This window comes from Streptomyces cellostaticus (assembly GCF_023630175.1).
GTDB lineage: Bacteria > Actinomycetota > Actinomycetes > Streptomycetales > Streptomycetaceae > Streptomyces > Streptomyces cellostaticus_A.
In genome coordinates this window covers 49,944-63,624 of record NZ_JALLIN010000043.1, presented here as the reverse complement: position 1 = coordinate 63,624, position 13,681 = coordinate 49,944, and the positions used below count along the sequence as shown (strand labels likewise).

Below are 13,681 nucleotides of genomic sequence, written 5' to 3'. Positions count from 1 at the left end.
CCGGCTCCGGGGGGCGCCGGCGGCCCGGCCGGTGCCCGGGGATCCCGTGGTTCGCGGGACGGGACCGCGGTCACCGCGCGACCGCCTCTCCCGGCTCCGGGACGCGTTCGGCCGTGGCCGAGCCGGACAGCGCCCACCAGGCCGCCAGCCCCAGGCACACCGCGGTCAGCACGGTCGAGGGGCCGCCGATGTCCGCGTAGGCGAAGTCGACGAGCTGCCAGACCAGCAGTCCGCAGGCGACCAGCGCGCACTCCCGGCCGCCGGTTGACCGCCGGGTCCGCCGCACGTTCCGCAGCGCGCACACCAGCAGGGCCAGCCAGCCACCCGCCAGGCCCAGCAGTCCGATGAGCCCCTGCTCGCCGAGGACCAGCAGGTACATGTTGTGCGGGGAGAGCAGCGGCCGGCGGCGGAAGGCGGCGCCCGCGCCCGCCGTGTCGCTGCCCGAGGACAGCGCCAGCGAGGCGTGGCCGTCCCGGTACTCGGGGAAGCCCTTGAGACCGACGCCGGTCAGCGGGTGCTCCCGCCACATGCCGGTGGCCGCCGCCCACATGGTGTACCGGTCGGTGACGGACTGGTCGGGCGCGTCGGCGACCCGGGTGATGCTGTCGAACCGCTCCTGCAGCATCGCCGTACCCACCCCGAACCCGCCCAGCAGGACCACGCCCGCGGCCACCGCCGCCGCCCCCACCCGAAGGGCCCGGCGCGGCCCGGCCAGCGCGAGCTGGACGGTGACGGTCACGGCGGTGGCGATCCAGGCGCCCCGGCTGAAGGACAGCGCGAGCGGCGGCAGCAGCACCAGGGCGCAGGCGGCCGCGGCCCACCGCTCGCGCCCCGTGGCCCGGCCCAGCGCCAGGCCCACCGCGCAGACCAGCCCGAAGGACACCACCGTGGCCATGCCCATCACGTCCGACGCCCCGAAGGTGCCCACCGCGCGGACGTCCGCGCCCTCGTACGACGCCCCCGTGCCGGTGACGTACTGGCGCACCCCGAGGACCCCCTGCCACAGCGCGAGCGCCACGAGTGACCAGGCCAGCAGCCGGAAGTCGCGCCGGTCACGGATCAGCAGCAGCACGGCGGCGGGTACGAGGACGAAGACCTGCAGGTAGCGGCCGAGGCCGGTGATCCCGGCACCCGGTGACACCGCGCCCGCCGCGGCGAGCGCCAGGCCGGCGACCGGCAGTGCGAGCACGACGGCCGCGGTACGGGACAGCGGGCGCCGGCGCTCCCGCAGGAGCCGTACGGCGCAGTGGGCGACGGCCACGGCGGACATGGCGTCGGCCGGGCCCGCGCCGCTCTCGCCGCCGGGCCTGCCCGGCAGCGCGAGCAGCACGACCACGGCCACCACGGACAGCACCGGGGAGGTCCCGAACGGGCGCCGGAGCGGCAGGGTGAGGCTCATCGGTCAGCTCCCCGCCGACCGCACGAGCGCGACGGCGGTACGCAGCAGGATGCAGACGTCCTGCCACAGCGACCAGGTGTCGATGTAGGCGTTGTCGAAGCGGGCCCGGTCCTCGATGGAGGTGTCGCCCCGCAGGCCGTTGATCTGGGCGAGCCCGGTGATGCCGGTCCGCATCCGGTGGCGGTCCGCGTAGCCGGGGTGGGCCTGGCTGAACAGGGAGACGAAGTAGGGCCGTTCGGGGCGCGGCCCGACCAGGCTCATGTCGCCCCGGAACACGTTCCACAGCTGCGGCAGCTCGTCCAGCGAGGTCCGCCGCAGGAAGCGGCAGAAGCGGCTCATGCCGCGCTCGTCCGCCACGCTCCACCGGGTGGCCGCCTCGTGCCGGTCGACCGGGCGGTGGGTGCGGAACTTCAGCAGCGTGAAGGGGCGCCCGTCCTTGCCGACGCGCTCCTGCCGGAACAGCACCCCGGGTCCGCCGGTGAGCCGGAGCACCACCGCGCACACCAGCAGCGCGGGGGAGACCGGCACGAGCAGGGCCGCGGACACCAGCACGTCCAGCAGCCGCTTGCCGAGCCTCCCGCGCCGGCCGGAACCCGGGTCCAGGCGGCGCACGGCGAAACCGGCGAGATGGTCGGACCCGTGCGCCCGGCTCTCCGGGTCGACCTCCCACACCGTGCAGCCCGCCTCGAGCAGCGCCCGCAGCAGCGGCGCCCGCTCGGTGCGCACGGCCGGTGAGACGGTGAGGACGACCCGCACGCCGTTCTGGATGAGCGCGCGCCCCACCTCCTCGTCCGTGCTGAGCACGGGCAGCCCGCCCGGGTCGTCGAGGTGTTCGGCGACGACGCCCACCGGCCGCACCCCGCAGCGCGGATGCCGCAGCAGCGCGGCGGCCACCCGCTGCGCGGTCGCGGCGGGGCCGACGACCAGCGCTTGGCGCGGGTGGCCCGCCAGGACGGCACGGCGTCGCCAGTGCACCGCGCCGCGCCCCGCGCAGGCGGCCGCCGCGTGCAGTGTCCAGCCGAGCAGCAGACCGCGGGCGGACAGCGCCGCACCGGGGTCGTAGGCGGAGCGCACCGCTGCCAGGGCGAGCCAGGTGACCGCGATCCGGCCGCAGACGGCGGGCAGTTCGTCGAGCACGCCGAGCACCGGCCGCGGCGCGCGCGGGCGCAGCAGGAGAGTGCCGGCCACCAGCACCGCGACCAGTGACGGGCGGTGGACGGAGCCGTCCAGGACGAGCGCGCCCGCGGACGCGGCGAGCACGTCGGCGGCGAGCACGGGCATCGGTGAGGCGGGACGCGCGGGCGGCCGGCGCACCGGGAACCGGGGCCCGCCGGCGGCGGGGGCGGGCAGCACCGAGAGGGCCGAGAGTCCGCTGTCCCATGACTGGCCGCCGGTGGAGGGGACGGTACTTTCCGCGGTCACGATCGGATGGACTCCCTGCGCTCGGAGGACACGGGTGGCCGGGGTCCGAGGAGTTCGCGGTAGAGGTCCGCGACCCGCTCGGCGGTGGTCCGCACGTCGTGCGTGGACAGGACGTGACGGCGCCCGCGGTCCGCCAGGGCGGCACGCAGGGGCGCGTCGGCGAGCAGCGAGGTGACGGTCGCGGCCAGCGCCCCGGGATCCGCCGTGGGCACCAGGCAGCGGGGCGCGAGGGCCGGGGGCAGGCTCTCCCGGGCGCCGCCGACATCGGTGAGCACGACGGGCCGCGCGCAGGCCAGTGCCTCCAGCGGGGCGAGCGCCATGCCCTCCCAGCGTGAGGGCAGCACCACCAGGTCGGCGGCCCGGTACCAGGGCACGGTGTCGGCGACGGCGCCCGTGAAACGGACCGAGGGGTGCGCCCGCGCGCGCAGCGCGTCCCGGTCGGGACCGTCGCCGACCAGCACCAGACGGGCGTCCGGCGCCGCGTGCCGGACCTGCTCCCAGGCGCGCAGCAGCACGTCCTGGCCCTTCTGCCGGCACAGCCGTCCGACACAGACGACGAGCGGGGCGGACGGATCGAGGTCCGGCAGCAACTCGGCGCGGACGCCGGCGGCGGCGGCCGCGGCGGGCGCGGGGGAGAAGCGTGAGGTGTCGATGCCGTTGGGGATGACGGCGTATGAGGCGTGCACTCCGGCGCGTACGCCGGTCGCGCGCTCCGCCTCGCTGACGCACACCACCCGGTCGGCCCACCGGGCGCCGCGGCGCTCCCAGCACAGTGCGAGACCCGCGGCCACCCCGCCTACGGCTTCGAACGACCATGCGTGCGGCTGGAACACGGTCGGGATGCGGCCGCGTACGGCCAGTCGGGCGGCGAGTCCGGCCTTGGCGCTGTGCGCGTGCACCAGTTCGGGCCGCACCTCTTCGATGAGCCGTGCCAACCGCCGCACCTCACCGGCCAGTCCGGGCCCCGGCGACCGTGCGGCCCGCCAGGGGCGGAACTCGGCGCGGGACCCGCGCAGTTCCGAGCCCAGCGCGCCGCCGGGACAGCAGGCCGTGACCCGCGCGCCGGACGCGAGCTGAGCCCGTGCGAGGTCGAGCACGACACGGGCGACCCCTCCGTCGACGGGCTGCGCGAGATGCAGAACCCGTGGCCGAGGAGCGGGTGCCGGCTGGTCCATTCTCGGGTCCTCGCTCACGGGGGTGCTCGGGGCTGAGGGTGGTACGCGTGTCGTGCCGGTGCGTCCGCGGCCACCAGTTGTGCGCCGGTTCATGTCGCGTGCCGGTGGGCAACGAGCCGGACGCCCGGCTGGTCACCACCGCGCCACCGGGCCGGGCCGGCTTCGGGCACATCCGGGTGACGGTGGGAGGGGTAGGCCGTCCCCCTCCCGCACGTGGTGGAGAGGACAGCAACTCTATGAGGCATGTGGATCAATCATGCTAAATGAGACAAGTGTGTCGGAATGATGAAGAGGTACTTCCGTGGAGATCACCCCTTTGGCGGCGGAACCCCGGCGGTTGCCGCGCGTTGACACAGCGCTGGGCATCCCGCCCGGATGTTTGTGTCGATTTCAAGGAGTACTTCTCCATGTCGCGTATCGCGAAGGGTCTGGTTCTGACCTCCGCCGCCGTCGCGGCCGTCGCCGGCGGCGTCGGCGTGGCCGCCGCCGACTCCACTGCGGACGGCCTCGCCTCCAACTCCCCGGGCCTGCTGTCGGGCAACGTCGTCGAGGCCCCGGTCCACGTGCCGGTCAACGTCTGCGGCAACACCGTCGACGTCATCGGCCTGCTGAACCCCGCGTTCGGCAACGGCTGCGCAAACGTCTGACGCCGGGGCGCATCCCCTTCGCCGGCCGCCCGCCCGTGCATGACGCACGGACGGGCGGCCGGTGCGCGTTCCGCCCTGGTGCGGATGCTCCACATGGGCTCCGAGCGGTTGCGGTTCCCCAGCGGCGGTCCAACCGTGGGGCTGAAAGTTCGGCCCCACGAAAGGAACTCACATGCGCGTGCTTCCCCCACGGCGTATCGCGTCCGCCGCCCTCTGCGCCTCCTTCCTGGTCGGCATCGCCGGCTCCGCCGCCGTCGCCACCGACCTGGCCCGGCGGAGCCACCAGGCCGGTTCGCACGTGGCCGTCCCCGGCGCCGACGCGCTGCTCGCCCGGATCGAGGCGCTGAACGGCACCGGATCCGTACCCGCGCCCGTCAGGGAACTGCTCGAACAGTCGCTCCGCAAGGGCCGGCTGACCCCCGGCGAGGCCCACCGGCTCGGCGAGGCCGCCAAACGCGCCGTCACCGAGGTGGCCACCGGCCGTCCGGCGGACGCCGCCGCCCGCAAGGCCGGACCGGCCGCCCGGGACGCCTCGAGTGACGTGCTCGCCGCGCTCACCGCCGCGATCGACGCTCTGGTGCAGGCCGTCGTCTCCGGCCTCGACGACGTACTGTCGGCCGCCACCGGCGTGGTGAACGACCTGCTGGAACTGCTCGGTCAGGTCCTCTCCGGTATCGGGACGCCCCCGAGCACGCCTCTGCCCAGCGTGACGGCTCTGCCCAGCGTGACGGCCTTGCCCAGCGTGACGGCTCTGCCCAGTGGGACCGCCTTGCCCAGCGTGACGGCTCTGCCCAGTGGGACCGCCTTGCCCAGTGGGACCGCCTTGCCCAGCGTGACGGCTCTGCCCAGCGTGACGGCTCTGCCGACCTTGCCCACCCTGCCCAGCCTCCCGGCGGTCTCGGGGCTGCCGACACTCCCGGGGCTGCCGACACTCCCGGGGCTGCCGACGGGGTGACGGTCTCCCCACCACGCCTCCGGCCGTCGTGCGCGCGGGCGCACGACGGCCGGAGGCCTCGGCTCTCCGATGCACTTCCCGAAGGCATCTCGTATGCCTTTCTGTCGCGGGGTTTCCGGTCCGACGGCGACTCGTTAGGCACGGCGTCAGAATTCCCCGGGGTGACGTGAGTTGCCGAAGGAAGGAACACGATGAAGCCCCTCAAGGCCGCCGCCGTCGTTGCCGGTTCCCTGGTTCTCGCCGGCGCCGCCGCGCCCGCGTTCGCCCAGAACGCGGCCGACCTCAGGCCCGCCGGCCTCAACGGCGCCGTGGACGCGCTCGGCCGGCACCCCCTCACGGTGCGGGACGTGATGCCGCTCAAGCACCAGTCGGACGCGTTGAGCACCGAGAACAAGGACTCCGTCCTGCACACGGTGAAGGAAACCACCACCGCCGTGAACCAGCGGAACCCGCTGCTCGGCGGCGTCCCGCTGCAGGGCTGACGCACCGGCGAGGCGTAGAAGCAGGGCCGGTCCCGCATCGGGCGGGACCGGCCCCGGTGCGTTCGGGACCGCTTCCCTCGATCGTGTGGAGCGGTACCCGGCACTGGGCCGGAAGGGTGAGAGGCCGCGTCGGGCCGCGCCGCACCCCGTCGGTAGGGTCGCGCGGTGACCTCGGCCCCAAGCGCGCCCCCCGCCCGTCTCGCCGACCTCGGCACGCTCGTCGTCCTGGCCTGGAGCGGTGCGGCGCCCGACGGCACCGACATGCCCTGTCTGCTGGGCTACTCCCCAGGGGACGCCGAGGGCGGCCCGGAGGTGACGGCCGTCGCGGTCGAGCGGTTGCTGGTGGGCAACGGGCTTCCGGTCGGCGGCGAACTGGTGGACGGCACCAAACGGCCGAGCCTGCCCGTGACCCTGCGCGTCCGGGCAGGGCAGGCCGTCGTCCTGACCCTGCGCGTCCGGGCGGGGCAGACCGTCGTCGACATGCCGCAGTTCGTGGCGCGGGCCGACACCCCGCCGCAGTGGCTGGCCGCCGTCGCCGAACGCGGTTACGCCTATCTGGTCTTCACCACCCGTGCCTGGCCCGAGGGCGAGCCCGGCACGGCGGTGGAACCGGCCGCGCCGGCCGCCTTCGCCGGCGCCGAGGAGACCCTCAGGGCTGCCGCGCAGGTCGTCCTGCCGGTCCGCCGCCTGCGTGGCTGACGTCCGCCCGCGGTCCCGCGACCGGCCGACGGACGGGCAAGCCCGGGAGCGACCGCGGCTGCCCGGCTGCCCCGCTGGTGGGGCACCCGGCCGCATTCCGCGTGCCGCGTACCGCCGGATGGCCCTCGTCGGTGACTCGGCCGGGTCCCCGCCGGTTACCGATACGCACATCTGATCCCGATCGAGGAGTGAGAGATGGTCGTCGGTGCCGGAGGCGTCGCGGTGGGGGCGGATCAGCAGGCCGCGGCGGGCGGTCGCGGAGTCTCCCGCAGAGAGGCGGCCCGGGCCCTGCTGGGCACCGGCGCCGCCCTGGCGCTCGCCCCGGTGGTCGCAGCATCCCGCCCCCTGCCGACCGGGCACGGTCCCGGGGGCGGCTCCTTCGACGAGACCTACCGGGGTCGCCGTATCCAGGGCGCCCAGGTGCCGATCGCCGGGCGCCGCAAGGCCGAAGGCGACTGGGAGGTCACCGTCGACGGCCACCCGCTGCACCTCATGCGCCGGGCCGACGGCACCTGGCTGAGCATGGTCGACCACTACGGCTCGTACCCGACCGCGCTGGAGGCGACCCGCGCGGCGGTCGACCAGATCGGCCCCGGGCAGCAACTGCGCGACCTCGCCCCCGGCCCGGTCGTCGGCGAGATGGCCGGGCACCACAGGGGAGGGCGTCATGGCGTACGTGCGTAAGGACGTCAGCACGCTGACGCGTACCGAGCGCCGGCGGTTCGTCAACGCGCTGCTGGAACTGAAACGGCGCGGCGAGTACGACGAGTTCGTGCGCCTGCACATCGACCACTACACCGCCGACGGCGAGACCGGGCTGCGCTCGGCCCACATGGCCCCGTCCTTCCTGCCCTGGCACCGCAGGTTCCTGCTCGACCTGGAGCGGGCGCTGCGCCGGGTCGACTCCTCGGTGACGGTGCCGTACTGGGACTGGACCCGGAACCGGAGGAAGACGTCCGTGCCGTGGACGGCCGACGTGCTCGGCGGCAACGGGCGGCGCTCCGACCGGCAGGTGATGACCGGCCCCTTCGCCTACACCGCGGGACACTGGACCATCAGGGTGGGGGTCACGGACGGCAAGTTCCTCACCCGGGACCTGGGCCGGGCCGCCAACCCCATCGCGCTGCCCACCGGGAGCCAGCTCCAGTGGGCCCTCGACGACCCCGTCTACGACGCCCGGCCCTGGGACTCGACGGCCGCCACGGGATTCCGCAACAAGCTGGAGGGCTGGGGACCCGGCAGCGGCAGCGCCTCCTGGCGCAACCACAACCGGGTGCACCGCTGGGTCGGCGGAGCGATGCTCGGCGGCGCCTCCGTCAACGACCCGGTGTTCTGGCTGCACCACGCCTTCCTCGACATGCAGTGGCACCGGTGGCAGCTCGCCCACCGCAACCACCGCTACCTGCCCGCCGGCCCGCCCCCCGCGGGGGACCGGCAGCACGGGCGGATCATCGCCCGGTACCAGAGACTGCCGCCCTGGGACGTGACACCGGACCAGCTCGACGACGTGAGCGAGATCTACCGGTACGCGTGAGCGGTGAGCGGACCCGGACCCGGTGCCCGGGTGCCGGGGCCCTCGCCGTCCGTGCGGCCGGATCGGTCGCCGCGGGCGCCGGGTCCGGCCGCCCTGGCGGAAGCCGGACACCGGCCGCTGCGGCCCGGGCGCCTCAGGGCAGCCGGCGTACCGGCGATCCCGCCAGGTACGCCTGGATGTCCTCCACCGCCTGGCCGTAGTACGTCGCGTAGTTGGCCCGTGAGACATAGCCGAGGTGGGGCGTGGCGAGGAGACGGGGCGCGGAGCGCATCGGGTGGGACGCGGGCAGCGGTTCGAGGTCGAAGACGTCGATGCCGGCCCCGGCGATCCGGCCCTCGCGCAGCGCGGCCAGCAGGGCGTCCTGGTCCACGATCGCCGCGCGGGAGGTGTTGACCAGATAGGCGGTCGGTTTCATCAGGGCGAGCTCGGCGGCGCCGACCAGACCGCGGGTGCGTTCACCGAGGGCCAGGTGGACGGAGACGAAGTCGCTGACCGCCAGCAGGTCCTCCTTGCCCGCGGCCAGTTCCACGCCGACCTCCTCGGCCCGCTCCGCGGTCAGGTTCCGGCTCCAGGCGCTCACCCGCATGCCGAAGGCGAGCCCGACCCGTGCCACCCGGCTGCCGATCTTCCCGAGCCCGAGCAGACCGAGCCGGCGCCCGTGCAGATCGGCGCCGACGGTGGACTGCCAGGGGCCTCCCGAGCGCAGCGCGCCGCTCTCCTCGACGATCCCGCGGGCCAGACCCAGCAGCAGCGCCCAGGTCAGCTCCACGGGAGGCGCCGGCGAACTCGCCGTACCGCACACGGTGACCCCGTGCGCCTCGGCGGCGGCGTAGTCGATGACGCTGTTGCGCATCCCGGACGCGACGAGCAGCCGCAGCCGGGGCAGCCGGGCGATCAGCGAGCCGGGGAAGGGGACGCGCTCGCGCAGGGTGACGACGATGTCGTAGCCGGCGAGGGCCGCGGCGAGGGCGTCCTCGCCCTCCAGGTGCTCGCGCAGCGCGACGACCTCCACCCGGTCCCCGAGCACCGACCAGTCGGCTGAGGCGGTGGCCACCCCCTGGTGGTCGTCCAGCACCGCACAGCGAAGTCGCACGTGACCCTCCCTTCCCCACGGCGACCTTACCCGTCGGTGAAGGCCCGAACTCACCTCGTCACTCGGGTAAACGGAACCTGAACTGTCTCTTTCTGGTGGGTGTACAACTCTGCGTCCTCTTCCTGGGTCGAACTGATGAACAACGGCGTTTGCCCCCATCGTGCGCGCCTGCCCGAAAGAGGAAACCTTGCTCATGACGATCCGTCGGTTATGCGGTGCCCTGCGTGTGCGCGGGGCGACCGAGCTGCTTCTCGTGCTCCTGCTCGGCGCCGGTTTCGCCGCGCTGCCCGTCTTCGCGCTGCTGCCCGACTGGCGGGGCTTCGCCGCGGCATCGGCCGTGACGTACGCAGTGGACGAGGTACTGCACTCCAGGGCTCCGGGGTTCGTGCGCAGGCTCGCGACGCTGCAGCTCACCAGGCCGCTGCGGTTCGCGGTGCGCACGGTGATGCTGCTCGCGCTGGCCACCCGGATGGACGCGCCGGGAGCGCTCCTGGTGGCGGCGCTCGTCGTCTTCAGCGCCCACTTCGCGCTGATGATGCTCTTCACGGCGGTGCACCACGCGATCCGCCGGCGCCGGGTGCTGCCGCTGGTCGTGCGCAACCTGGACATGAGCGGACTGCCCATACCCGGGCAGCCACCCGCCCTGCTCTACCGGCGTTTCCTGCGCAAGCTCCTCCACCTCGACCTGCCGGCCCACGCGGGGCTCCTCGCCGCGCTGGCGGTCGGGGCCTGGCAGCCGGCGTACGCCGCGTTCGCCGTCACCGTCGGCGTGACCGCGGCGGCCGTCGTGGCACTGCTGGACCAGTACCGCCGGGTACGCGGCATGCCCGCGCGGGACGAGGTGTTCGCCGAGGTCAACCGGCAACTGGCCGGATACCGGCCCGAGGTGGCGCTGTACTTCAGCTTCGCGGCCGTCTCCCGTGACTTCATGTACCAGGTCAACATGTGGATCGAGACCCTGGAACAGCTCGACATGCGCCCGGTGATCATCCTCCGGGAGCGGGCCTCGTTCCGCCACCTCAGCCGCACCAGGATCCCGGTGGTCTGCGTTCCGAAGGCCGACGACCTGGCCGAGCTCGAACTCTCCGGCGTACGCGTCGTGCTCTACCCGGGCAACGCCGGCAAGAACGTGCACATGCTGCGGGTGGCCGAGGCCAAGCATGTGTTCATCGGCCACGGCGACAGCGACAAGCTCGCCAGCAGCAACCGGGTCAGCAAGGTGTACGACGAGATCTGGGTGGCCGGCCGCGCGGGGCGCGACCGCTACCGGCGGGTGCGGCACGCCATCAGCGACAGCGCCATCGTGGAGGTGGGCCGTCCCCAGCTCGCCCCGATCCGGCTGCACGCGGACCACACCCCCGGCCCGCTGCCCGTCGTCCTGTACGCGCCCACCTGGGAGGGCTGGAGCGACGACGACTGCCACACCTCGCTGATCCCGATGGGCGTGCGCCTGATCGAGGGGCTCCTCGCCGAGAACGTCCGGGTCATCTACAAGCCGCACCCGCTGACCGGCAAGCGCTCGGCCGACGCGGCCCGGGCCGACAAGGAGATCCGCGAACTGCTGCGCGCGGACAACGAGCAGCGCGGCGCCGCCGAGGCGGAGGCCGCGGTCGCCGCCGCCAGACCCCGCCTCGAGGAGATCCAGGCACGCCTGGACGAGCTGGCCGGCCGGCACGGCGGCGACGACGCCGAGCAGGTGCGCGGGGCCCGGGTGCCGGACCGGGCGGGGGCGGCCGAGTGGCAGGAGCTGCGCGCCGAGTGGCACCGGATCTTCTGGGAGACCCGGGGGCCGGTCCGCCACAACGTGATCCTCAAGCAGCTTCCCACCCTCTACGAGTGCTTCAACCAGGCGGACGTCCTCATCAGCGACGTCTCCTCGGTCGTCGCCGACTTCGTGGCCAGCCTCAAGCCCTACGTGCTGACCAACGCCCACGACCTGCCCGACCACGAGTTCCGGGCCGCCTACACCACGGCCGGCGGCGCCTACCTGCTCGACAGCGGGTGCGCCCGGCTGACGGAGATCCTGGACTCGGTCCGGGCCCCGCACGCCGACCCCATGGCCCTGGACCGCCGCACCCTCAAGGAGTACGTCCTGGGCCCGGATCACCCGACCTCCCTGGAACGCTTCAACGCGTCCGTGAACGCCCTGGCGGCCAAGGCGGAGGCGGAGCGCGAGGAGGGGACGGCCGCGGAGCTGGCGGCCTGAGCGCAGCGGAGGACAGGTCGGAGCGGAGGACGGGGCGGTCGGGGCGCTGAGGTACTCGGGTGGATCTGAGTACCAGCGCCCTGTTCGCACCCCGGGTCGGGCCGGAAGGCTTGGCCCATGAACAGAGAACCGCGCAGACCCGCCCTTCAGCTGCTGTCGATCCTCGTGATGGCCGGCGTTTCGACGGCGCTGTGGGCCGCCTGGCTCGGCTGGGACCAGCACCGGGACGTCCACCCCGACGGGTCGACGACCGGCCCGTACGAGGCGTGGCAGGTCATCGGGCTCGCGCTGACGCTCCTTGCGGCGGTGTGCTGGGCGGCGCTGCGGAACCACGCCGTGGCCGCGGTGGCCGGCACCTCGGCCGGGCTGACCATCGCCGCCTACTGCGACTGGTCGGACGACTCCAGCGGCCTCTTCGTGGTCGGCGTGGGCCTGGTCATGCTGGGCAGCCTCGCGGGGACCACCGTCGTCTCCACCCTGATCACCGCGGCGACACGGCACGGCCGGCGGGCCGGGGTCTGAGCGCGGCGGGGCCGGGCAGCGGGCCCGGGCGGCGCCCGGCCCGATCCGCCCGGTCGTACGTCGCTCAGAGAGCGGCGAGCAGACCGCCGAGCGGAGCCGGTACGCGATCGGCATCGAGGGCCTCCACCAGCACCCGCCCGTAGTGGATCTTCCGTCCCTTCCTGGTGCCGAGGAAGCGCCGCAACTGCTGCCGCGGGTCCCGGCCTTGCTGCGCGGGCTGGCGCAGGAAGGTCTGCAGGGCCCGCTCGTCGCCCTCCGCCCGGACCAGCTCCGCCACCCGCGTCACGCCGAGGGCGCGGATGAGCTCGTCCTCCAGATCCGCCGCACAGACGAAGAACCCCTGCCACGCGGCCCTGGCCCGCTCCAACCCGCGGACGTAGTAGCCACGTTCCGCCTCATCGCACAGCCCCGTCAGCCGCAGCCCGAGACCGGGCGGTCCGAGAACCCGGGCGAAGTGCCCGACGCTCATGGCGCCGCCCATCGACACCACGCACACCCCCTCGGCCGCCAGATCGCGTCCCCGGCGTGCCGCCAGGGCACCGACGGCCGCGACGTCGCTCGGCCCTTCGAGCAGCACCGCCACCCGCACGGGCAGCCGCCCGGCCAGCTCCCGTGCGGGCCCACCGTCCCCACCGGCCGCCCACACGCCGACCGCGTCCCGGAACGCCCCCATGTCACTCACACGCCGAGTCTCCGCCTCCGCGCGACCGGACCGCCACGCAATTTCCGCGAGCGCGACGGCCCCGCGGGGCCATGTCCCCCGCTCAGGACGCACAGGCCTGAAGGGGGGATGTGACGGTGCGTCCGGCTGCGGCCGACCGTGCCGCCGAGCCGGGGTGCCGATGGTGGCGCCGGGCCGGGCGGTGCCGATGGTGCGACGGCAAGCGGGCCCGTATCCGCGTCGTGCCGCACGGATACGGGCCGCGAGCGAGGACCGGTGCGTCCTGACGAGTTCCGGTCAGCCGGCCGGGTGGCGGCCCGGCGGCACGGGCGGACGCGCTAGAACTTGCCGCTGCACTGAAGCGGGTACAGATTGCTGTCGAAGCGGACGCACACGCGGTACTTGTACTGCGGACCGCCGAGCATGTTCGACCAGTCGGTCTTGCGGTAGCCGGGCGTCCGCACGGACAGGGACTTCAGCAGCTTGCCGCCGAGGCTCCACTTCTCGATGGTCGCGGTGGAGTCGTAGATCGACGGGTCCGCGTTGTTCTTGATCCGCACCCAGCCGGCCAGGCAGTCGGCGGACCAGCGCAGCTCCGCCACGCGGCCGTTGCTGTTCACCGTCCGCTTGGTGGAGCTGCTGGTGTCGCACTTGTAGGTGGCCGGACCCTTGTTGTCGCATCCGGCACCGGAACAGCCGGCCGCGTACGACGTACCGGCCAGCGGAACCATCGACAGCGTCGCCGCCGCCACACCGACGAGTGCCAGCCTGGCTGAGGTCTTGAGCATGGCTGAGATTCCCCCTCGAGGAGCAAGCGGTGTCCGGCACCCCGTTCGGTGCCGGGCCGTCGTGCCGGAAACCGCGGTGGAGCGCACCCGGCTGGTCA

Annotated in this window: 14 protein-coding genes; 8 read left to right on the top strand and 6 right to left on the bottom strand. The window is 74.2% G+C overall.

Annotated features, from left to right (window positions below):
- Positions 1–70 precede the first annotated feature (70 nt).
- The 3 genes from MXD57_RS24670 to MXD57_RS24660 are packed head-to-tail and all read right to left on the bottom strand — an operon-like array spanning position 71 to position 3,996.
- Positions 71–1,399 (bottom strand): O-antigen ligase family protein, encoded by a 1,329-nt coding sequence (locus MXD57_RS24670; protein WP_250404108.1) that lies wholly within the window; start codon positions 1,397–1,399, stop codon positions 71–73.
- Between the two features lie 3 nt (positions 1,400–1,402).
- On the bottom strand, positions 1,403–2,821 hold the full coding sequence (locus tag MXD57_RS24665) for an exopolysaccharide biosynthesis polyprenyl glycosylphosphotransferase (RefSeq protein ID WP_250404106.1): 1,419 nt from the start codon (positions 2,819–2,821) through the stop codon (positions 1,403–1,405).
- Positions 2,818–3,996, bottom strand: coding sequence for a glycosyltransferase (locus MXD57_RS24660; RefSeq protein ID WP_250404104.1), 1,179 nt, complete (start codon positions 3,994–3,996; stop codon positions 2,818–2,820). Before MXD57_RS24660 ends, MXD57_RS24665 begins: the two co-directional genes overlap by 4 nt.
- 407 nt (positions 3,997–4,403) lie before the next feature.
- Between MXD57_RS24660 and MXD57_RS24655 the strand changes: the two genes are divergently transcribed.
- The 6 genes from MXD57_RS24655 to MXD57_RS24630 all read left to right on the top strand — a co-directional run bounded on the left by MXD57_RS24655 (position 4,404) and on the right by MXD57_RS24630 (position 8,313).
- Complete coding sequence (locus MXD57_RS24655; RefSeq protein WP_250404102.1) at positions 4,404–4,643, top strand: chaplin; 240 nt, start codon at positions 4,404–4,406, stop codon at positions 4,641–4,643.
- Between the two features lie 172 nt (positions 4,644–4,815).
- Positions 4,816–5,598 carry a hypothetical protein gene (locus MXD57_RS24650; RefSeq protein ID WP_250404099.1) on the top strand — a complete coding sequence of 261 codons (783 nt, stop codon included), beginning with the start codon at positions 4,816–4,818 and terminating at the stop codon, positions 5,596–5,598.
- 191 nt (positions 5,599–5,789) lie between these two features.
- Positions 5,790–6,080, top strand: coding sequence for a hypothetical protein (locus MXD57_RS24645; protein WP_250404098.1), 291 nt, complete (start codon positions 5,790–5,792; stop codon positions 6,078–6,080).
- 165 nt (positions 6,081–6,245) lie between these two features.
- Complete coding sequence (locus MXD57_RS24640; protein ID WP_250404097.1) at positions 6,246–6,779, top strand: DUF5949 family protein; 534 nt, start codon at positions 6,246–6,248, stop codon at positions 6,777–6,779.
- 195 nt (positions 6,780–6,974) lie between these two features.
- Positions 6,975–7,463, top strand: coding sequence for a tyrosinase cofactor (locus MXD57_RS24635; RefSeq protein WP_250404096.1), 489 nt, complete (start codon positions 6,975–6,977; stop codon positions 7,461–7,463).
- The gene (locus tag MXD57_RS24630) at positions 7,447–8,313 is read left to right on the top strand and encodes a tyrosinase family protein (RefSeq protein ID WP_250404095.1); all 867 of its coding nucleotides are present in this window, start codon (positions 7,447–7,449) and stop codon (positions 8,311–8,313) included. Before MXD57_RS24635 ends, MXD57_RS24630 begins: the two co-directional genes overlap by 17 nt.
- Before the next feature lie 133 nt (positions 8,314–8,446).
- On the opposite strand, the gene MXD57_RS24625 is transcribed toward MXD57_RS24630, so the two are convergent.
- Positions 8,447–9,406, bottom strand: coding sequence for a D-2-hydroxyacid dehydrogenase family protein (locus tag MXD57_RS24625; RefSeq protein ID WP_250404094.1), 960 nt, complete (start codon positions 9,404–9,406; stop codon positions 8,447–8,449).
- A gap of 193 nt (positions 9,407–9,599) precedes the next feature.
- Between MXD57_RS24625 and MXD57_RS24620 the strand changes: the two genes are divergently transcribed.
- Together MXD57_RS24620 and MXD57_RS24615 are read left to right on the top strand one after the other, a co-directional pair.
- The gene (locus tag MXD57_RS24620) at positions 9,600–11,612 is read left to right on the top strand and encodes a hypothetical protein (protein ID WP_250404093.1); all 2,013 of its coding nucleotides are present in this window, start codon (positions 9,600–9,602) and stop codon (positions 11,610–11,612) included.
- 117 nt (positions 11,613–11,729) lie between these two features.
- Positions 11,730–12,134 (top strand): hypothetical protein, encoded by a 405-nt coding sequence (locus tag MXD57_RS24615; RefSeq protein WP_250404092.1) that lies wholly within the window; start codon positions 11,730–11,732, stop codon positions 12,132–12,134.
- A 64-nt stretch (positions 12,135–12,198) separates the two neighbouring features.
- Here MXD57_RS24615 and MXD57_RS24610 read toward each other — a convergent pair whose 3' ends face one another.
- The gene (locus tag MXD57_RS24610) at positions 12,199–12,816 is read right to left on the bottom strand and encodes a TOPRIM nucleotidyl transferase/hydrolase domain-containing protein (protein WP_250404091.1); all 618 of its coding nucleotides are present in this window, start codon (positions 12,814–12,816) and stop codon (positions 12,199–12,201) included.
- A gap of 317 nt (positions 12,817–13,133) precedes the next feature.
- On the bottom strand, positions 13,134–13,583 hold the full coding sequence (locus MXD57_RS24605) for a DUF2690 domain-containing protein (RefSeq protein WP_250404090.1): 450 nt from the start codon (positions 13,581–13,583) through the stop codon (positions 13,134–13,136).
- Positions 13,584–13,681: the final 98 nt, after the last annotated feature.